Source organism: Streptomyces sp. RKAG293, from assembly GCF_023701745.1.
Classification (GTDB): Bacteria; Actinomycetota; Actinomycetes; order Streptomycetales; family Streptomycetaceae; genus Actinacidiphila.
The window spans coordinates 3,869,804-3,889,381 of record NZ_JAJOZB010000001.1; the positions used below are offsets into that span (position 1 = coordinate 3,869,804).

At 70.3% G+C, this 19,578-nt stretch carries 16 protein-coding genes and 1 tRNA gene; 8 read left to right on the plus strand and 9 right to left on the minus strand.

Going from position 1 to position 19,578, the window contains the following annotated elements; genetic code table 11:
• Window positions 1–7: 7 nt before the first annotated feature.
• Complete coding sequence (locus LNW72_RS16980) at window positions 8–1,384, minus strand: acyl-CoA synthetase (protein WP_250976196.1); 1,377 nt, start codon at window positions 1,382–1,384, stop codon at window positions 8–10.
• Between the two features lie 215 nt (window positions 1,385–1,599).
• Here LNW72_RS16980 and LNW72_RS16985 point away from each other — a divergent pair, with 215 nt between their 5' ends.
• Window positions 1,600–2,028 carry a hypothetical protein gene (locus tag LNW72_RS16985; protein ID WP_250976197.1) on the plus strand — a complete coding sequence of 143 codons (429 nt, stop codon included), beginning with the start codon at window positions 1,600–1,602 and terminating at the stop codon, window positions 2,026–2,028.
• Between the two features lie 382 nt (window positions 2,029–2,410).
• Here the strand turns inward: LNW72_RS16985 and LNW72_RS16990 are convergent, their stop codons facing one another.
• Together LNW72_RS16990 and LNW72_RS16995 are read right to left on the minus strand one after the other, a co-directional pair.
• Window positions 2,411–3,169, minus strand: coding sequence for a hypothetical protein (locus LNW72_RS16990; RefSeq protein WP_250976198.1), 759 nt, complete (start codon window positions 3,167–3,169; stop codon window positions 2,411–2,413).
• Between the two features lie 148 nt (window positions 3,170–3,317).
• Entirely contained in the window at window positions 3,318–4,697 is a 1,380-nt protein-coding gene (locus tag LNW72_RS16995; RefSeq protein WP_250980187.1) for a cystathionine beta-synthase, read from the minus strand.
• A gap of 197 nt (window positions 4,698–4,894) precedes the next feature.
• Here LNW72_RS16995 and LNW72_RS17000 point away from each other — a divergent pair, with 197 nt between their 5' ends.
• From LNW72_RS17000 to LNW72_RS17010, 3 genes are all read left to right on the plus strand, one after another.
• Window positions 4,895–5,923: an SGNH/GDSL hydrolase family protein gene (locus LNW72_RS17000; RefSeq protein WP_250976199.1), complete on the plus strand. Its 1,029-nt coding sequence runs from the start codon at window positions 4,895–4,897 to the stop codon at window positions 5,921–5,923.
• Between the two features lie 129 nt (window positions 5,924–6,052).
• The gene (locus LNW72_RS17005) at window positions 6,053–7,273 is read left to right on the plus strand and encodes an acetyl-CoA C-acetyltransferase (RefSeq protein ID WP_250976200.1); all 1,221 of its coding nucleotides are present in this window, start codon (window positions 6,053–6,055) and stop codon (window positions 7,271–7,273) included.
• A 566-nt stretch (window positions 7,274–7,839) separates the two neighbouring features.
• Window positions 7,840–8,649: a hypothetical protein gene (locus LNW72_RS17010; protein WP_250976201.1), complete on the plus strand. Its 810-nt coding sequence runs from the start codon at window positions 7,840–7,842 to the stop codon at window positions 8,647–8,649.
• Between the two features lie 42 nt (window positions 8,650–8,691).
• Here the strand turns inward: LNW72_RS17010 and LNW72_RS17015 are convergent, their stop codons facing one another.
• Complete coding sequence (locus LNW72_RS17015; RefSeq protein ID WP_374117282.1) at window positions 8,692–9,051, minus strand: hypothetical protein; 360 nt, start codon at window positions 9,049–9,051, stop codon at window positions 8,692–8,694.
• A gap of 89 nt (window positions 9,052–9,140) precedes the next feature.
• Between LNW72_RS17015 and LNW72_RS17020 the strand changes: the two genes are divergently transcribed.
• Window positions 9,141–9,371, plus strand: coding sequence for a DUF4287 domain-containing protein (locus tag LNW72_RS17020; RefSeq protein WP_250976202.1), 231 nt, complete (start codon window positions 9,141–9,143; stop codon window positions 9,369–9,371).
• 90 nt (window positions 9,372–9,461) lie between these two features.
• On the opposite strand, the gene LNW72_RS17025 is transcribed toward LNW72_RS17020, so the two are convergent.
• Together LNW72_RS17025 and LNW72_RS17030 are read right to left on the minus strand one after the other, a co-directional pair.
• Complete coding sequence (locus LNW72_RS17025; RefSeq protein ID WP_250976203.1) at window positions 9,462–10,379, minus strand: Bax inhibitor-1/YccA family protein; 918 nt, start codon at window positions 10,377–10,379, stop codon at window positions 9,462–9,464.
• Between the two features lie 117 nt (window positions 10,380–10,496).
• A tRNA-Leu gene (locus tag LNW72_RS17030) sits at window positions 10,497–10,578 on the minus strand.
• Between the two features lie 424 nt (window positions 10,579–11,002).
• On the opposite strand from LNW72_RS17030, the gene LNW72_RS17035 reads away from it, so the two are divergent.
• Both LNW72_RS17035 and LNW72_RS17040 read left to right on the plus strand, forming a co-directional pair.
• Window positions 11,003–11,773 carry an ABC transporter ATP-binding protein gene (locus tag LNW72_RS17035; RefSeq protein ID WP_250976204.1) on the plus strand — a complete coding sequence of 257 codons (771 nt, stop codon included), beginning with the start codon at window positions 11,003–11,005 and terminating at the stop codon, window positions 11,771–11,773.
• Window positions 11,774–11,955: 182 nt separating this feature from the next.
• On the plus strand, window positions 11,956–14,502 hold the full coding sequence (locus LNW72_RS17040) for an FtsX-like permease family protein (RefSeq protein WP_250976205.1): 2,547 nt from the start codon (window positions 11,956–11,958) through the stop codon (window positions 14,500–14,502).
• Window positions 14,503–14,565: 63 nt separating this feature from the next.
• Here the strand turns inward: LNW72_RS17040 and LNW72_RS17045 are convergent, their stop codons facing one another.
• The 3 genes from LNW72_RS17045 to LNW72_RS17055 form a co-directional block, all read right to left on the minus strand.
• Complete coding sequence (locus LNW72_RS17045) at window positions 14,566–15,891, minus strand: cyclopropane-fatty-acyl-phospholipid synthase family protein (RefSeq protein ID WP_250976206.1); 1,326 nt, start codon at window positions 15,889–15,891, stop codon at window positions 14,566–14,568.
• 165 nt (window positions 15,892–16,056) lie between these two features.
• Window positions 16,057–17,466, minus strand: coding sequence for an NAD(P)/FAD-dependent oxidoreductase (locus LNW72_RS17050; RefSeq protein WP_250976207.1), 1,410 nt, complete (start codon window positions 17,464–17,466; stop codon window positions 16,057–16,059).
• Between the two features lie 481 nt (window positions 17,467–17,947).
• Window positions 17,948–19,051 (minus strand): helix-turn-helix transcriptional regulator, encoded by a 1,104-nt coding sequence (locus tag LNW72_RS17055; RefSeq protein ID WP_250976208.1) that lies wholly within the window; start codon window positions 19,049–19,051, stop codon window positions 17,948–17,950.
• A 139-nt stretch (window positions 19,052–19,190) separates the two neighbouring features.
• On the opposite strand from LNW72_RS17055, the gene LNW72_RS17060 reads away from it, so the two are divergent.
• Complete coding sequence (locus LNW72_RS17060) at window positions 19,191–19,400, plus strand: hypothetical protein (RefSeq protein WP_250976209.1); 210 nt, start codon at window positions 19,191–19,193, stop codon at window positions 19,398–19,400.
• Window positions 19,401–19,578: the final 178 nt, after the last annotated feature.

Below are 19,578 nucleotides of genomic sequence, written 5' to 3' on the forward strand. Positions count from 1 at the left end.
GTGGCGGCTACACCGGCGGCAGCCGCCCCTTCTGCGGCTTGCCCATCGCGTTCCGCGGCAGCTCGTCCAGGAACCGGACCTTGCGCGGCCGCTTGTGCACCGAAAGGTGCCCGGCCACGAAGTCCATCAGTTCGGCCTCGCTCACCCCGTCCGCGACGACGAACGCGACGATCTCCTGGCCCAGGTCCTCGTGCGGCGCGCCCACCACCGCCGCCTCCCGGACCGCGGGGTGGTCGAGCAGCGCGTTCTCCACCTCGCCCGCGCCGATGCGGTAGCCGCCGGACTTGATGAGGTCGGTCGAGGCGCGGCCGACGATCCGGTGCATGCCGTCCGGCTCCGCCATCGCCATGTCGCCGGTGCGGAACCAGCCGTCGGCGGTGTACGAGGCGGCGGTGGCCTCCGTGCGGCCGAGATAGCCGTCGAAGAGCGTGCCGGAACGGATCTGCAGCTCGCCGACCGTAGCGCCGTCGTACGGGACGGGCCCGCCGTCCTCGTCCACCAGCCGGGTCTCCACCCCCGGCAGCGGCAGCCCGACCGAGCCGGGGCGGCGTTCACCGGCCGCCCGCGTGCTGATCGTGATCAGCGTCTCCGTCATCCCGTACCGCTCCACGGGACGCTGCCCGGTGAGCGTCTCCAGGTCCCGGAAGACGGGCGCGGGCAGCGGGGCGCTGCCCGAGACGAGCAGCCGGGCGCCGGTCAGCGCCCGTGCGGCGGCGGGGTCGCGCACCACCCGCGACCAGACCGTCGGCACGCCGAAGTAGAGGCTGCCGCCGGCCGCCGCGTAGGCCTGCGGCGTCGGCCGTCCGGTGTGCACCAGCCGGCTGCCGGTGCGCAGCGCGCCGAGCACGCCCAGCACCAGGCCGTGCACGTGGAACAGCGGCAGGCCGTGCACCAGCGTGTCCCCCGCGGTCCACTCCCAGGCCCCGGCGAGCGCGTCGAGGTCGGCGGCGATCGCGCCGCGCGAGACCACGACGCCCTTGGGCGGGCCGGTCGTTCCCGATGTGTAGAGGATGAGCGCGGTTTCCTTCGGCCCCGGCTCGGGCCCGCTCCAGCCGGCCCGTTCGGCGAAGTCGACGGGGATCAGCGCCGCGCCGGAGTCCCCCAGGATGTGGTTCTGCTCGGCCGGCCCCGCGTCCGGCGGCACCGGGACCAACGGCACTCCGGCCAGCAGCCCGCCCACCACCGCGGCCACCGTCTCCAGCGACGCCGTCGCCCGCAGCGCGAACGCCGGCGCCCCCGCCACCCGCGCCGCGACCGCGCCCGCCGCGCCGAGCAGCTCCTCGTACGAGCAGGACCGCCCCGCGACGGTCACGGCGTCGGGCCGGTCCGCGCCGTCGGACGCGGTGAGGGCCGTCAGCAGGGAGGGGACGGGTGACAGCGGCACGGGTGTGCTCCTCTGAAGGTCTCTGTCCGATGAATGTCTCTGACCAGGATCCCGGATCCGAGATCCGGGCCCCGCCGGGCTCGACCGGGCTCGACGGCGCTCGCAGCGCAGTAGCACCGCGACTCTACGCATCGCCCGCTGGGAGGGGGCACCCCCGAAAAGAATCGGGGGTTTCCCCCAGTGCCTGACGCCGCCGCGCTCCGTACGGTGGCGTCATGGACGCCCGCGACCCGGAACTCAAAAAAGAACTCGCCGCCACCCTTCAGGCCCGCAAGGACCTCGGTGCGGAGTACGAGTCGGAACTGGTCGACTCGTTCATGGAGAAAGTGGACCAGCGCCTCGACAGCCATGTCGAGCAGCGGGTCCGCCGCCAACTGGCCGAGCAGCAGACCTCCTTCGCCCGGGCGGGCCGCAGCCCCGGCACGCCGGAGCCCAACGCGCGCTTCGCCCGCTACGGCTTCGCCGGCTTCACCATGATCGCCGCGATCCCGCTCTCCGCGATCGGTGTGGTCAACGCGGGGACCGGCGGTCTGTTCATCACCTGGGCCGGCATCGTGGGCGTGAACGTCGCCCAGTCCCTCGGCCACCTCTTCACGGGCGACCGCGGCGAGCGGCGCAAGAAGTCCGACGGCGACTGGGAGTAACCACCGGCCCGCCGGAAAGCCGGGCGGACACGGACGGGCCGGCAGGCAGCCGGGCGAACGGCGCGGCGACCCCGCGGAAGAAGTTGGAGCGGGGACCGCCGCACCCCCGGTCACCCGGGGGGCGGGACGACGGCGGTCCCCGCATCGGACGCGGGCCGGGTCAGGACCAGACACCGCGTCCAGGGAGGGTCACCTCAGAGGTCCGGGAGCCGCTCCGGAGTTCCTGGGTGCCACATCCTGTGTCGCCGGGCTTCTCTTCCCGGCGAACACCAATGTGCCCGACGCGTGTTAAGCGCGTGCTGCGGCCGCGTGACGCGGATGTAGCACTTTCGAATCCCCGGGTGAACGGCGCGCCATGGGCGGCGTTCCACGCTTCCGTGGGTCAGCGCTGGGCGCGGGTGAGGTTCTTCGCGATCTTCTGGGTGAACCCCACATCGGCGGCACCGAGATCGGCGGACTGGACCGCGTAGAACGTCGTGATCACGCTGTTGCCGACGCGGGTCGCGACCAGGGTGGTGCCGCCGTCCCACTGGTCCGAGGTGAGCACGGCCTTGATGGACTGGCCCTTCGACCCCGCTATCGGGCCGCTCTTCACCTTCACCGGGACGGGAGAGCCGCTCCCGGAGTCGGTGAAGTGCGCGCAGCGGGTGAATGCCTGCTGGATGCGGGTCATGGCGGTCGCGGCGCCGGAGCCGCGGAAGGTGTCGACCTCCTGGGTGAACTCCTCGCGCTTGGCGTTGAGGAAGTCGCCCTGGGCGAACGAGGCGCTCTCGATGCCGCTGACCCGGATCCAGCCGGTCTGCTCCAGCGTCCCGCACGCACCGGCGGCGCCGTCCTTGGCCACGGGTGCGAGCTCCAGGCCGGAGTCGCGGGTGGCGTCCGCGTTGGCCTTGTACCCCTTGGGGAGCACATCACCCCGCAGCAGGACGGCCCGCAGCTTGTCGCCGGTGAGCAGCCGGGCGTCCGTAGCGGCGGGGGCAGTGGTGGCGGGTGACGTGGTCGCTCCGGTGGAGGGAGTCGTGGCGGTCACCGCCGGACCGGTCCCGGCCGCGGAGTCCGTGGCGGACGAGCAGGCGGTGAGCGCCAGCGGCAGGAGCAACACGGCGGCAGCACGGAGCGGGGCGGGGGTGCGGGGGGTCATGGCGGACCGTTCTGCTGGAGATCTGCTGAGAGGACGCAGGACCCGGTCCAGGACGAGGCGCTGCGCCGGGCGAGCAGAAAGTACACGACGGCCCCCCTGCCCGGACCGGGCAGGGGGGCCGTCGTGGTGCCGGTTACGGCTCGGCTGGTTACTTGGCCAGGAAGGCGAGCAGGTCCTGACGGCTCACGACGCCGGTCGGCTTGCCCTCGACGAGGACGATCGCCGCGTCGGACTTGGTGCCCAGGACCTTCATCAGGTCGGAGACCGGCTCGCCGGAGCCGACCTGCGGCAGCGGTCCGCTCATGTGCTTCTCCAGCGGGTCCGCCAGCGTGGCGCGCTTGGCGAACAGCGCGTCCAGGAGGTCGCGTTCCATGACGGAGCCGATGACCTCGGCCGCCATCACGTCCGGGTGGCCGGCGCCCGGCTTGACGATGGGCATCTGGGAGACGCCGTACTCGCGGAGCACGTCGATCGCCTCGCCGACCGTCTCCTCCGGGTGCATGTGCAGCAGCTGCGGGATGCCGCCGCCCTTGTGCTCCAGGACGTCGGCGACGCGGGCCTGGCCGGTGCCCTCGTCGAGGAAGCCGTGCGAGGCCATCCACTCGTCGCTGAAGATCTTCGACATGTAGCCGCGGCCGGAGTCCGGCAGCAGGACGACGACGACGTCGTCCGGGCCGAGCTTCTCGGCGACGCGCAGCGCCGCGACGACCGCCATGCCGCAGGAGCCGCCGACGAGCAGGCCCTCCTCCTTGGCGAGGCGGCGGGTCATCTGGAACGAGTCCTTGTCGGACACGGCGACGATGCCGTCCGCGACCTCACGGTCGTAGGCGGTCGGCCAGAAGTCCTCACCGACGCCCTCGACCAGGTACGGACGCCCGGAGCCGCCGGAGTACACCGAGCCCTCGGGGTCGGCGCCGATGACCTGGACGCGGCCGTCACTGGCGTCCTTGAGGTAGCGGCCGGTGCCGGAGATGGTGCCGCCGGTGCCGACGCCCGCGACGAAGTGCGTGATCCGCCCCTCCGTCTGCTCCCACAGCTCGGGGCCGGTGGAGTGGTAGTGCGACAGCGGGTTGTTCGGGTTGCTGTACTGGTCCGGCTTCCACGCGTTGGGGGTCTCGCGCACCAGCCGGTCGGAGACGTTGTAGTACGACTCCGGGTGGTCGGGGTCCACGGCGGTCGGGCAGACCACGACCTCCGCGCCGTACGCCCGCAGTACGTTGATCTTGTCGAGCGACACCTTGTCCGGGCAGACGAAGATGCAGTGGTAGCCCTTCTGCTGGGCGACGATCGCGAGGCCGACACCGGTGTTGCCGGACGTCGGCTCGACGATCGTGCCGCCGGGCTTCAGCTCACCGCTCTGCTCCGCGGCCTCGATCATCCGGACCGCGATGCGGTCCTTGACCGAGCCTCCGGGGTTGAAGTACTCGACCTTGGCCAGGACGGTCGCCTGGATGCCCTCGGTCACGTTGTTGAGCCGCACCAGCGGGGTGTTGCCGACGAGGCTGATCATCGAGTCGTGGAACTGCACCATTGTCTCCGGGTTCTCCGTGAATGTGCGGCCAGCCTATGGCCTAACGCGCCGACTCTCAGCTCGTCCGCGCCTCGATCGCTTCTCCCTTCCTCCCCCCTAATGTCGATCGATCACCACTACGGCACGTTGCAGTGGGCGCGTCACGGGGCAACAAGGTGTTGTACGCACAAAAGCACGGGAGGTGAGCGGGCTCGATGTCGAGGGCGAGGGTGGCACGGCGGATCGCGACCGCGGCCGCATACGGCGGTGGCGGGATCAGTCTGCTCGGCGGGGCGGCCGTCGGAGTACTGCTGGCCGAGGTGAGCCTGGCCAAACGGACGGTCGGCGGCTCCGACGACGTACCGCCGCGCGCCGACGGCAGATACGGGTCGGCGTTCTCGCACCGAACGGATGAAGTTCCGCTCCGGCTCGGCTTCCTCGGGGACTCGACGGCGGCGGGGCAGGGCGTGCACCGGGCCCGCGAGACCCCGGGCGCGCTGCTCGCCTCCGGGCTCGCGGCGGTCGCGGAGCGTCCCGTCACCCTGGTGAACGTGGCGAACCCCGGAGCGCAGTCCAACGACCTGGCGCGCCAGGTCGCCCTGCTGCTCGACGTGGGCGCACCGCCCCCGGACGTCTGCGTGATCATGATCGGCGCGAATGACGTCACGCACCGGATGCCGCCCGCCAAGTCCGTCCGGCTGCTGTCGGACGCGGTCCGCCGGCTGCGTGAGGCGGGCAGCGAGGTGATCGTCGGCACCTGTCCCGACCTGGGCTCGGTGGAACCGGTGTACCAGCCGCTGCGCTGGCTGGCGCGCCGGATGAGCCGCCAGCTGGCCGCCGCGCAGACCATAGGGGTGGTCGGGCTCGGCGGCCGTTCGGTCTCGCTGGGCGATCTGCTCGGAGCGGAGTTCGAGGCCCATCCCCGCGAGATGTTCGGCCCCGACAACTACCACCCCTCCGCGGAGGGGTACGCGACGGCGGCCATGGCGATGCTCCCGACGCTGTGCGCCTCACTGGGCGTGTGGCCGGAAGCGGACGAGCGTCCGGACGCACAGCGCGGCGAGGGCTTCCTGCCGGTGGCACAGGCCGCCGTGGAGGCCGCTTCGGAGGGCGGTACGGAGGTCGTCGCGGCGATGCACCCCGTATCCGGGCCCCGTGGCCGCTGGGCGCTGCTCAAGCACCGCCGCCGCCAGCGGCTGCCGCACGGGGCCGAACGGACGGCCAGCCAGCATTCGTCGGCCTGAGGAGGGACCCGGGCTAAGCGCGCGCTCAGAAAGAGTCCCGTGTCACAGCCCACAGCCCGTGACTCCTCGCGATACGTGCAGGTAACTTCCCAGAGAGTCCTGCCGCCTCGACGAGGAGTGTGTGTCGCGATGCCCGAAGCCGTGATCGTCTCAGCCGCCCGATCCCCCATCGGACGCGCCTTCAAGGGATCCCTCAAGGATCTGCGCCCGGACGACCTGACCGCCACGATCATCCAGGCCGCGCTCGCGAAGGTCCCGGAGCTGGACCCGCGGCAGATCGACGACCTGATGCTCGGCTGCGGTCTGCCCGGCGGCGAGCAGGGCTACAACCTCGGCCGGATCGTGGCCGTGCAGATGGGCATGGACCACCTGCCGGGCTGCACGGTCACCCGTTACTGTTCGTCGTCGCTCCAGACGACCCGGATGGCGATGCACGCCATCAAGGCCGGCGAGGGCGACATCTTCGTCTCGGCCGGTGTCGAGATGGTCTCGCGCAGCATCAAGGGCAGCTCCGACGGCCTGCCGGACACCAAGAACCCGCTCTTCGCCGACGCCGAGCTGCGCACCCTGGGCCGCGCCGAGAAGGGCGGCGGCGAGTGGCACGACCCGCGCGAGGACGGGCTGATCCCGGACGCGTACATCTCGATGGGCCAGACCGCCGAGAACCTCGCCGCGATCAAGGGCGTCACCCGCGCCGACCAGGACGAGTTCGGCGTGCGGTCGCAGAACCTCGCCGAGGCCGCCATCAAGAACGGCTTCTGGGAGCGCGAGATCACCCCGGTCACGCTGCCGGACGGCACGGTCGTCTCCAAGGACGACGGCCCGCGCGCGGGCGTCACGCTGGAGGGCGTCCAGGGCCTCAAGCCGGTCTTCCGCCCCGACGGCACGGTCACCGCGGGCAACTGCTGCCCGCTCAACGACGGCGCCGCGGCCCTCGTGGTCATGTCCGACGTGAAGGCCCGCGAGCTGGGCATCACCCCGCTCGCCCGCGTCGTCTCCACCGGTGTCTCCGGCCTCTCCCCCGAGATCATGGGCTACGGCCCGGTCGAGGCGTCGAAGCAGGCGCTCAAGCGGGCCGGCCTGGGCATCGGCGACATCGACCTGGTCGAGATCAACGAGGCGTTCGCCGCGCAGGTCATCCCGTCCTACCGCGACCTCGGCGTGGACCTGGACCGGCTGAACATCAACGGCGGCGCGATCGCCGTGGGCCACCCGTTCGGCATGACCGGCGCCCGCATCACCGGCACGCTGATCAACTCGCTGCAGTTCCACGACAAGCAGTTCGGCCTGGAGACGATGTGCGTCGGCGGCGGCCAGGGCATGGCGATGGTCATCGAGCGCCTGAGCTGAGTCGCAGCGGAGGGTAGGGATCGCCCGAGGAACGAGGGCGGTACCTGCCCGCAGTGGAGGCGAAGCTCAGCGCGACCGGCAGAATCGAGCGCCTGAGCTGAGTCGCAGCGGAGGGTAGGGATCGCCCGAGGAACGAGGGCGGTACCTGCCCGCAGTGGAGGCGAAGCTCAGCGCGACCGGCAGAATCGAGCGCCTGAGCTGAGTCGCAGCGGAGGGTAGGGATCGCCCGAGGAACGAGGGCGGTACCTGCCCGCAGCGGAGGCGAAGCTCAGCGCGACCGGCAGAATCGAGCGCCTGAGCTGATCCACTCGTAACTCTTTCGCCGTCACGGCGTGTGATCTAAGTCGCAATCGAACCGCCCCCGGGTTGTTATACGAGCCCGGGGGCGGCTCGTTTTCGCAGGTCAGGGCGGCATCACCCGGATGGTCGAGGACCTCAGACCCGCCCATTTCGTGACGTTCCGCACTGCGAAGGGGAGAGGTTTACAGGCACAGTGATGTGTGGGGGATGTTTCGTCCACTCTCCAGTGGGCACTGCTCGGGATCACGTCAGTCGGGAGTACGTCTGTGAGCGCCCTGTTCTCCATCCTGCTGGTGGTCGCGGTCATCGCCGTGGCCCTAGGTTCCGCCGCCCTGCTGTCCGCCCGCGGCCTGCGCCGTGAGCTCGCCGCCCTGCGCGGGGATCTCGCGCTCGCCGGCACCGCCGGCAGCACCGCCGTACCGGCCGCCCGGCCGGTTCCCGCCGACGAGATACGCGCCGCCGTCGCGGACGCGCTCGCCGACGAGCGGGAGCGCGAGCTCGCCGAGGCGCGGGCCTTCTGGGCCGAGCAGGAAGCCCGCGAATCCGCGGACACCTCGTTCTTCCGTGGCGGCATACCCACCGCGGGCACCGACTACGCCGAGTACGAGATCCCGACGGTGCTGCCGTTCCTGCCCCGGCAGTCCGATCTGGCCGGGCTGGAGTCCGAGCTCGCCCTCCCGGCGCCGGGCTTCTTCCCGCACCCCTCGGCGGCGCAGGACCACGCCGACTACCCGGACTTCCCGGACCTGCACAGCGCCCCCAGCCCCTCGGTCGTCGCCAACCCGGACCAGACCGCCGAGCGCCTCACCGACCTCGCCGAGGGCCGCGTACCGCTCTCCGACGTCCGCCCGGGCCCGCTCGGCACGCTGGACGTGTACGTCTTCGCCGACGGCACCACGCTCTGCATGACCCCGGGCCACCGCGAGACCGCCCTGCAGCTCTCCGCGGCCCTGGAGCGCGGCGAGGTCCCCGTCCTCCTCGGCGGCTCCGCCGTGGGCGGCGCGTACGCCCTGACGTTCACCTACGGCGACGAGAGCATCTTCATCCTGGCCGACCGGGTCGTCGCCTCCCTCTGAGCGCACCCGACCCGTCGGACCCGGTCCGGCCTGCCGGATCCATCAGACCCCCGAACGCCGAGCGGCCCCGTCGATACGGACGAGGGCCGCTTCGAGCACCTCCCCGCACTCCGGGCGCTGTTCGAGCGCCAGTGCCAGATCGTTCCCGGCCACCGCGATCTGGTCGCCCACGGTGAAGGCACCGTCGTCCGGGATCAAGGCCGGTTCCCGGCCGGGGAATTCAAGCCGCTGGGCTTCCGCGGCCAGCCATCGGGCCAGTTCAAGACCGGTTTCGGCGGCCCCGCCGCGCAGCCGGCTCTGGGGCAGGGCGCGAAATCGGCTCGCCAATCGGTCAACGGTGGAGCGCAGAGGAGTGCAGTCGAGCATGTCGGCGAGCGTACCGGGGGCGTGTGTTCCGGCCACGCACTCACATCCGCCTGCCATGGATGGTTGCCAACGCCCCAACAGTCAGGCACGGTGAGATGACCGGACACCGTATACCGGAGGCGCCGATGTCCCAGATCTTCTCCGAGGAAACCCACCGGAACCTGCTCTCCCGCATCCCCCATTGCACCGGCCGAGAGGTACGCGACTGGCTCCGCGCAGTCGACGACGGCCCAGCCCTCCTCCGCTTCGACGAGAAAGTCAGCTGGCTCCGCAGCGAACACGACCTGTCCTACGGACATGCCAAGGCGATCGTCCACGAATACGACTTGAGGCGGGCAGCCCGCAATCTCCGGTAGCCCCGGGTGTACGACGACGGGCCCCCAGGAGGCACTGCCTCCTGGGGGCCCGTCATGTACGAGGTGCTCGTACGGAGTCCTGCCGCCGGATCAGTCTCTGAGGATCGCGATCAGCCGCAGCATCTCCAGGTAGATCCACACCAGCGAGAGCGTCAGGCCGAAGGCGGCCAGCCACGACTCGTTCCGCGGAGCGCCGTAGCGGAGACCGTCCTCGATCTGCTTGAAGTCGAGCGACAGGAAGAACGCGCCCAGGCAGATGGCGATGACACCGACGATGATGCCGAGCGGGCCGTTACTGCGCAGGCCGCCGTCGGGGGCGGCACCGAACAGGACGAACAGCAGGTTCACGAACATCAGCAGCACGAAGCCGATGGCGATCGCCATGCCGATGCGCTGGTACCGCGCGGTGACGCGGATCAGCCGGGTCTTGTAGGCGATCAGCATGCCGACGAAGACGGCCATCGTGCCCAGCACGGCCTGGAGCGGAGCTCCGGACCACGCGATGTTGTACATGTGGCTCCACACGCCGAGGAAGATTCCCTCGAAGAACGCGTAGGCCAGGATCAGGGCGGGCACCGGCGTCGCCTTGAACGCCTGGATCATCCCGAAGACCAGGGCGACCAGCGAGAAGGCAATCGCGATGCCCATGTTCACCGGCAGCAGGGTCCACGCCAGCGCGGCACCGACGATCACGGTGCCCAGCGTCATACCCGTTCGCATGACGACGTCGTCCATCGTCATGCGCCCGGTCTGCGCGGGCCCGGCCGGCGGGGCCTGGTACATCTGCTGGAGCTGCTCGGGGGTGAGTTGCTGCTGGTCCGCCGTGGCGTAAGGATTGCCGCCCTGCGCGTACGGGTTACCGCCCTGCGGCGCGTTCGGGTTTCCCTGCTGCGCGTACGGATTCCCCGACCCCTGCGGGGCCGCGCCCTGCTGCTGCGTGCCGAAGCCCGCGTATCCGTCCCCGCGGCTGAAGCCTCGCCGCGAGAAGACCGGGTTGCTGCTCCTCATCTCACTCCTCCATGGCCGCGCGTTACGGCGTTGCCACAAGAGTAATGGGTTAGCAAAGGAGACGGAGTACCGCCGGAGGAGGATCTTCTGACGGGCGCCCCACGGGAGTTTTTGAGGTGCCCGGAGCCGGACTCGAACCGGCACGGCCATGAGGCCAGCGAGGTTTAAGCTCGCCGTGTCTGCGTTCCACCATCCGGGCGGGGGCGGGGTCTCGACGCAGGACGAGCGTATCGGGGTTACTGGGCCGAACAGGGCACGATCCGCGTCATGTTGTCTGATTTTAGGGGTACCTGACGCAGCCTCAAGTGGGCCTTGAGGGGGTGGATCGGGAGCCCCCGGGCCTTCACACGGCGCACACACGTCATTCGCATATGACGCGAAATCGATCACGCAGGGCGGCCACCCGGACACCACCCGGAGTCCCGCCGGGCCATCACCGGGACCGCGCGGACGGTGGACGGCGGACCGGGCCTCAGGGCCCGGTGTCATCCGCAAGTAGTACAGCGGACCCCCCGGGTCCCTCCCAGGACTGCCCTCAGAACAGCAGTCTGGGCTGATCCCGGGAGCGGATCCGGCCGTCACCATGGAGTAGTCGTCGTTCACCCCACTTCAGGAGCCGCCCCGTGACCTCCACCGGAACCACTTCCCGCACCTCGACGGTGGCGGCCCGCGCCACGGACCTCAGCAAGGTCTACGGCGAGGGAGAGACCCGGGTGGTCGCTCTGGACGGTGTCTCGGTCGAGTTCCGGCGCGCGGAGTACACGGCGATCATGGGTCCGTCGGGCTCCGGCAAGTCCACGCTGATGCACTGCATGGCGGGGCTCGACTCGGTCTCCGCCGGGTCGGCGCGGATCGGTGAGACGGAACTGGCGTCGCTCAAGGACAAGCAGCTCACGCAGTTGCGCCGCGACAAGATCGGCTTCATCTTCCAGGCGTTCAACCTGCTGCCGACGCTCACCGCGGCCGAGAACATCACCCTCCCCATGGACATCGCCGGTCGCAAGGCCGACAAGCAGTGGCTCGCCCAGGTGATCGCCACGGTGGGTCTGGCCGACCGGCTGTCGCACCGGCCGAACCAGCTGTCCGGCGGGCAGCAGCAGCGCGTGGCGGTCGCCCGCGCCCTGGCGAGCAAGCCGGAGATCATCTTCGCCGACGAGCCCACCGGCAACCTGGACTCGCGCTCCGGCGCCGAGATCCTCGGCTTCCTGCGGAACTCGGTGCGCGAGCTGGGCCAGACGATCGTCATGGTCACGCACGACCCGGTCGCCGCGTCCTACGCGGACCGGGTGATCTTCCTCGCCGACGGCCGCGTCGTCGACGAACTGCACGACCCGACCTCGGACGGCGTCCTGGAGCGCATGAAGCGCTTCGACGCCAAGGGCCGCACCAGCTGAGCCGGGCGCACCCCGCCGCCCCCTCCGCGCCTCCGTACACCCCCGGTCCTCCGCCCCCTCCGTAGCCGCCCGCGCCGCAGCCCTGCCGTGGTGCCGCTCCGCCGTGCCTCCGCGCTGCCGTCGTGCCCATCACGCACGTCCGCCGCACCGCCGCCCGACCGAACGAACCAGGACTGATCCCCATGTTCCGCACCGCCTTGCGCAACGTCCTCGCGCACAAGGCCAGGCTGCTGATGACCGTGCTCGCCGTCATGCTCGGCGTCGCCTTCGTCTCCGGCACCCTGGTCTTCACCGACACCATCGGCGACGCCTTCAAGAAGAGCTCCGCCAAGAGCTACGAGAACGTCTCCGTCGCCGTGAAGCCCGGCTACCCGGCCCGGTCCACGGGCACGGCAGGCCAGGACGAGCGGCCGCGGCTGACCCAGCGGCAGCTGGACGCCGTGCGGGCGCTGCCCGGCGCGGCCTCGGCCACCGGCAGCGTCTCCGGGTTCACCGCCGTCGCCGACAAGGACGGCAAGCTGATCGGCAACGGCTGGTCCACCCGGGGCGGGAACTACTCGGCCGGCAAGGACGGCACCGACGCCCGTTACGCGTTGACGGACGGCCGCGCCCCGCAGAAGCCGGACGAGGTCGCGATCGACGGCAGGACCGCCGACCGCGCGGAGCTCCAGGTCGGCGACACCGTACGGATGTCCGTCGACGGCCCGGTCATGCACCAGACCGTCACCGGCGTCTTCGACACCGACGACGGCAACGTCGCGGCGGGCGGCAGCCTCGTGCTCTTCGACACCGGCACCGCGCAGAAGCTCTTCGCCAAGCCCGGCCAGTACGACGAGATCGACGTCAAGGCGGCGCCCGGCACCAGCCAGGCCGTGCTCAAGGCCGAGGCCGAGAAGGCCCTGCCCAAGGGCACCGAGATCGTCACAGGACAGCAGCTGGCGGACGAGGAGGCCACCCAGATCTCGCAGGCGATGAGCGGTCTGAACACCGGGCTGCTGGTCTTCGCCGGCATCGCGCTGTTCGTCGGCATCTTCATCATCGCCAACACCTTCACCATGCTGGTCGCCCAGCGCACCAAGGAGCTGGCGCTGATGCGGGCGGTCGGCGCGAGCCGCCGCCAGGTGACGCGCTCGGTGCTGATCGAGGCGTTCGTGGTCGGTCTGACCGCCGCCGTGGTCGGCCTCGTGACGGGCATCGGGATCGCGGTCGGCATGCGCTCGCTGCTCGGCTCGACCGGCGCGACGATGCCGGACGGCCCGCTGGTCGTCGGTCCCGGCACGGTCGTGGCGTCGCTCGTCGTCGGTGTCGCCGTCACCATGCTGGCCGCCTGGCTGCCCGCCCGCCGGGCGTCCAGGATCCCGCCGGTCGCCGCGATGAGCAGTGTGCACGCCCCGGCCACCACCAAGAGCCTGGTGCTGCGCAACACCCTCGGCGCACTGCTGGCCGCAGCGGGCATCGCCCTGGTGCTGGCCGGCGTCGGCATGGGCATGGACAGCGGCAAACTGCCGCTGGGCGCGGGCGGCGGGCTGCTGCTGATCGGGGTGTTCGTCCTGACACCGCTGCTGTCGCGCCCGGTCATCGCCGCCGCGGGACCGCTGCTGCGCCCGTTCGGCATCACCGGCAAGCTCGCCCGGCAGAATTCGGTCCGCAACCCGCGGCGCACCGCCGCCACCGCGTCGGCGCTGATGATCGGCCTGACGCTGATCACCGGTCTCACGGTGATCGCGACCTCGGTCCAGAAGGGCATCGACCGGATCGCCGCGGACTCCATCAAGGCCGACTACACGATCAGCATGGTCAACCGCGGTACCGACCTCTCCCCCGAAGTGGCGAAGACCCTCGCCGGCCTCGGCACCGTGACCGCGTCCAGCCCGATGCGGGACTCCTGGATCGAGCTCGGCGGCGGCGACCACGCGGTGACCGGCGTCGACCCCCGCTCCATCGCGCGGCTCGTCAACCTCGACTTCACCAGCGGCTCGATCGCCGGTCTCGGCGGCAGCACCGTCGTCGTGGACGACACGACCGCCAAGGACGGCGGCTGGAAGGTCGGCGACACCCTGCCGACCGTCTACGACGACAACGCGAAGGGCACGCTGAAGGTCGGCGGCATCTACCACGGCAACGAGATGCTCAAGGGCGTCCTCGTCGACACCGCGACCCTCGACCCGCACCTGTCGAAGATCTCCGACACCCAGGTCATGGTGAAGACCGCCGACGGCACGAGCGCCGCCGCCAAGGACGCCATCGAGAAGGCGCTGGGCGACAACCCGGCGATCAAGGTGCAGGACAAGGCCGACATCTCCAACGAGGCCGGCGGAATGATCAGCATGATGCTGAACATGCTCTACGGGCTGCTCGCGATGGCCGTGATCGTCGCGGTCCTCGGTGTCATCAACACCCTGGCCATGTCGGTCTTCGAGCGCTCCCACGAGATCGGCATGCTGCGGGCGATCGGCCTCGACCGGCGGGACGTGAAGCGGATGGTCCGGTTCGAGTCGCTGCTGATCTCGCTGTTCGGCGCGGTGCTCGGGATCGGGCTCGGGGTCTTCCTCGGCTGGGCCGCAGGCCGGCTGATCTCCGGCGGCATGGACACCTACACGATGGTCCTGCCGTGGGACCGGATCGCGATCTTCCTCGGCGGCGCCGCCGTGGTCGGGGTGCTGGCCGCGCTGTGGCCGGCGCGGCGCGCGGCCCGGCTCAACATGCTCAGCGCCATCAAGGCGGAGTAGCGCGTTCCGTCCACCGCCGCCGCGGGCCCTCCCGGATCCGTCCGGGAGGGCCCGCGGCGCTGTTCAGGCCTTCGGCTGCTCGGGCCACGGCCGGGCCGGCGGCATGCCCGCCTCCCCGGAGGGCCTGGTCCTGACGGCCAGGACCTGGTTGACGCCGATACGGTTCTGCTCGAAGGACAGCGCGCTGGCGGCCATGTACAGCCGCCACACCCGCGCCCGTCCGGCACCGGCGAGCCGCACCGCCTCCTGCCAGTGGTCCTCCAGATTGCGCACCCAGGCCCGCAGCGTCAGCGCGTAGTGCTCCCGCAGCGCCTCGACGTCCCGCACCTCGAATCCGGCCTCCTCCAGCCGGGAGACGGTCGAGCCGACCGGCGCGAGCTCGCCGTCCGGGAAGACGTAGCGGTCGATGAACTCGTCGACGTGGTATGCCTCCTCGTCCGCCCAGGGGCGGCGGGCGATCTGGTGGTTGAGCAGCCGGCCGCCGGGCCGCAGCAGGCCGTAGAGGTGGGCGGCGTACTCGCGGTACAGGTCGCGGCCGACGTGCTCCGCCATGCCGATCGACGAGATCGCGTCGTACGGTCCGTCCGCGACCGCCCGGTAGTCCTGGACGCGGATGTCGATGCGGTCGGTGAGCCCGGCCTCCGCGACGCGCTTGCGGGCGTACGCGGCCTGCTCGGTGGAGAGCGTGATGCCGACGGCGCGCACCCCGTAGTGCTCGGCGGCGTGCAGCACCATCGAGCCCCAGCCGCAGCCGACGTCCAGCAGCGTCTGGTCAGGCCGGAGCGCCAACTTGCGGCAGACGAGGTCGAGTTTGGCCCGCTGGGCCTCTTCGAGGGTGGTGTCGGGGTGCTCCCAGTAGGCGCAGGAGTAGACCATCGACGAGCCGAGGACGCGCTCGTAGAAGTTGTTGCCGACGTCGTAGTGGTGGCTGATGGCCTGCTGGTCGCGGCCCGGGCTGTGCAGCGCGCCGAACCGGCGGCGGGCCTCCTCGGGCGGCGGCGACGGCGGCAGCCCCGGCCCGGCGAGCACGAAGGCCTCGCGGGCCAGCCGGTAGGTGTGCGGGTCGCGCAGCAGGTCCGCCGCCCGGCGGAACCTGCCGGGGTGCGGTGCGCCGTCCTCGCCGGTGTCCCAGACGATGCCGGCGATCAGGTCCAGCGCCTCGTACAGATCGCCTTCGATGTCGAGGTCGCCGGCGACCCAGGCGCGGGCCAGTCCCAGCTCGCCGGGCTTCCACAGCAGCCGGCGCAGCGCCCGGCGCCGCCGCATGACGAGCATGGGGGCGTCCGGGGGGCCGGCCTCGCTTCCGTCCCATGCGCGGATGCGCAGCGGGAACGGTCCTCGTAGGGCTTTTTCAGCAAGGTCGCGCATGCGACGGGCCGCATCTGCCATGCGTACGAGCGTACGACGGACGGCCGCCGACGCGAGTGATTTTCCGGCCCAACCACCCGGGCGTCCCCGGGAGTACGCCGAAGGGGCGCCCGCACCACGGATGGCGGGCGCCCCTTCGGGCCTACGTACGTGCGACCGGCCCTGCCGGGCCGGTGTGACCAGGCGTCAGGAAGCCTTGGCCTTCGCGGCTGCCTCGGCGGTCGCCGCGTTCGCCGGGACGGCCGCCTTCGCGGGGGCCGGGGCCGGACGGGCCGCCTCGTAGAACTCCTCGCGGGGGTTCTCCATGGCGCCGAGCGAGACGACCTCGCGCTTGAGGAACATCGCGAGCGTCCAGTCGGCGAAGACCCGGATCTTGCGGTTCCAGGTCGGGACGGCCATGCCGTGGTAGCCACGGTGCATGTACCAGGCCAGCCGGCCCTTGAGCTTGATCTTGGTCTTGCCGACCACGATCATCGCCACGCCCTTGTGCAGACCGAGACCGGCGACCGCGCCCTTGTTGGCGTGGGCGTAGGTCTGCTGCGGGAAGCCGCGCATCCCCGACACCACGTTGTCGCCGAGGACCTTGGCCTGGCGCAGCGCGTGCTGGGCGTTCGGCGGGCACCAGGCGTTCTCGACGCCGGCCTTGCGGGCGGCGATGTCCGGGACCTGGGCGTTGTCGCCCGCGGCCCAGATGTAGTCGGTGCCCTGCACCTGGAGCTTCTCCGAGGTGTCCACGTGGCCGCGCGGGCCGAGCGGGAGACCGAAGCGGGCGAGCGCCGGGTTCGGCTTGACGCCGGCGGTCCACACGATCGTGGAGGCGTCGACCTCCAGGCCGTTGGCGAGCACCACGTGCTTGTCGACACAGGACTTCATCGACGTGCTGAGGTAGACCTCGATACCGCGCTCGCGCAGGTGCTCCAGGCCCCACTCGCCCAGCTGCGGACCGACCTCGGGGAGGATCTTGTCCGCGGCGTCGACGAGGATGAAGCGCATGTCCTCGCGCTTGACGTTCGGGTAGTACTTGGCGGCGTCGCGGGCCATGTCCTCGACCTCGCCTATGGTCTCCGCGCCGGCGAAGCCACCGCCGACGAAGACGAAGGTCAGCGCCTTGCGGCGGACGTCCTCGTCCGTCGTGGAGTCGGCCTTGTCGAGCTGCTCGAGGACGTGGTTGCGCAGGCCGATGGCCTCCTCGACGCCCTTCATACCGATGCCGTTCTCGGCCAGGCCGGGGATCGGGAAGGTACGGGAGACCGCGCCGAGCGCGATGATCAGGTAGTCGAAGGGCAGCTCGTAGGTCTCACCCACGAGCGGCTGGATCGACGCGACCTTGCGGTCCTGATCGATGTTCATCACGCGGCCGGTGAGCACCTCCGCACCGGGCAGCACGCGTCGGAGCGGGACGACGACATGGCGCGGGGAGATGCTGCCGGCGGCAGCTTCGGGAAGGAACGGCTGGTACGTCATGTACGAGCGCGGGTCAACGACAGTGACCGTCGCCTCGCCGTACCGCATCTTCTTCATGATGCGGCGCGCCGCGTACAGGCCGACGTATCCGCCGCCTACTACGAGGATCCGTGGACGCTCCGAAGTGCTCATGGTTCGAGTATCCAGCACCTGATGGGGGGGTGCTCGTGAGCCCCTTCACAAGGTCCTGGACACCCTCTGCTACACTGCCCGGCCGCGTGATCAGGCCCACAGCCCTCCGAGGGAACCCGAGACCTGGGCGGGCCGTTGAGCGCACCATCTGATCAGCGAAGATCGGCGCCCTTTGGGCATGTCTCCAAAGGGCTGTAACACCGCGGAAACACCGCGCCACAAGGGTTCCGAGGGGTCTCGGGCCCTACGGCCTTGGAAAACTGGGCCGTAGGGCCGGAACTTCATGTGAAGAGTTTCACAAACTTCGTGCTACGCGATGCTCCAGGCGATGCCGTCGAGCATGTCATGCGAACTGACACTCGATTCATCGTCCATGATCGCGACGTCTTGGGCCCCTGCTGCCGGGGCGTTTTCGACCTCGGGTTCCCGTACGAGAGCGACCCTGGCAACCATCAGCGTTCCGACGACCGGCGTCCGACCGCTAGGCGCGGATCTCGTCCATGAGCATGCGCAGCGTGAGTGAATGCTTCTCCGGCGGAAGGGCGTCCATGGCCGCTTGCGCGTAGGCCGCACCCCCTGCCCGATCTCCGGAGCGGGCGAGCATCAGCCCACGGTGTAGCTCCAGGTGCGTGGCGAACCGGGGCAGGCTCGCAGGCAGCTCCCGACGGGCTTGCTCTTGTGCTTCTACCGCTCCCTTCTCGTCGCCGAGACGCGCGAGGAGCAGGGACAGAAACACGTTCATGCGCCACCACGGCACCGCATAGTCGGAGGTCTGTTCGTAAGACCCTGACGCATCGAAAATCCGGCGGCCCTGATCAACAAGAGCAAGGGCAGTCGCCCGGTCCCCACGGAGCGCCGCGGCGTGCGCCTTGCCCATGACCGCGTTCAGCAGCCCGAGCGAAGGCTTGTCGGAGACGGCGAGGGCTTGATCTGCCAAGACGTCGGCGACTCCCAAAGATGCGCCCTCATACCCGAGCGCGATGGCTGCCCGGCCCCGGACCCAAATCCGGGCTTGCGCGTCTCCGGACTCATCCGCGGCATCAGCGGCCATGCGGTACCAATGGACTGCCTTGGAACCATCCGACCCGGGGAACGTCTTCGCATACAACGTCATGAGCCGGGCCGCGACGGACCACAACTGCGGCTTATCAAGTTGCTGCTGAACCACCACCAGTTCGCCCGACACCCGACGCTGAATGTCGGCAGCACCGAGGCTCATGTATTGGGTTCCGTACGTGGTCAGCTTCCCTTCCCAAGCCTCGACGGACGGCCCGCCCTTGAGGCGGGCGGCAAATCCCGCGGTCAGAAGATCCGAGGCCACCACGGGCGCTATCGCCGCCCCTGCCGCGTCGGTCAAAAAGGTACGGCGCTTCACGTCATCCTCAAGCACAGCTAGGGGCACGTCCAGGACGGCCGACAGACACCGGAGGTAGTACGAGCCAGGCTCAATTTTGGAACGCTCCCAGTTGCTCACGTACTCCCGAGCGAGGTTCGTCCCGAACGCATCATTGATTTCCGACGCTAACCGGCCCTGGGACCAGCCGCGCGCCGAGCGTAGGTCCTTGATCAGAGCGCCGATACTCATGACCCCATCTTGCCCCTACGAATGCCACTAGCAAGCAAGTCACCCAGCCCTAGACCGACTTGCCACTAGTGATCGCACTAGGCCGCCCTCGACTTCGAGTCGACTCTATTCAGCACAACAGCGGCAAAGGGGGTCGACGATGACGACGTACCGAGAAGGCGCGTACGTAGTGGACGCGATGACGGCCGAACTGGCGATGGTGGTCCGACCGTCGGGTGCACTGGTCGTGTTGCAAAGGCCCGGCACCGACCGGCGATGGGAAGCAGACCCGGACGCCCTGAGGCTTGCGACACGCGATGAGCGCGAACGAGCCGGCCTCTCTTCCAACGGCATGGGAGTCACGGAATGAGACCCCAACCGCCGACTATCTGTTCCGGCCCGGTGCATCTACCTCCACCCGTGCTCCCGCCGCTGCCCGCGCCTGGCTGCGCCGTATGTGACGCCCTGAACGTCGAGCGTGACCGGGCCCGCGGTACACGGGACCTCACGCAAGAGACGGCCGTCAACGTGATCATGACCCGGCACAA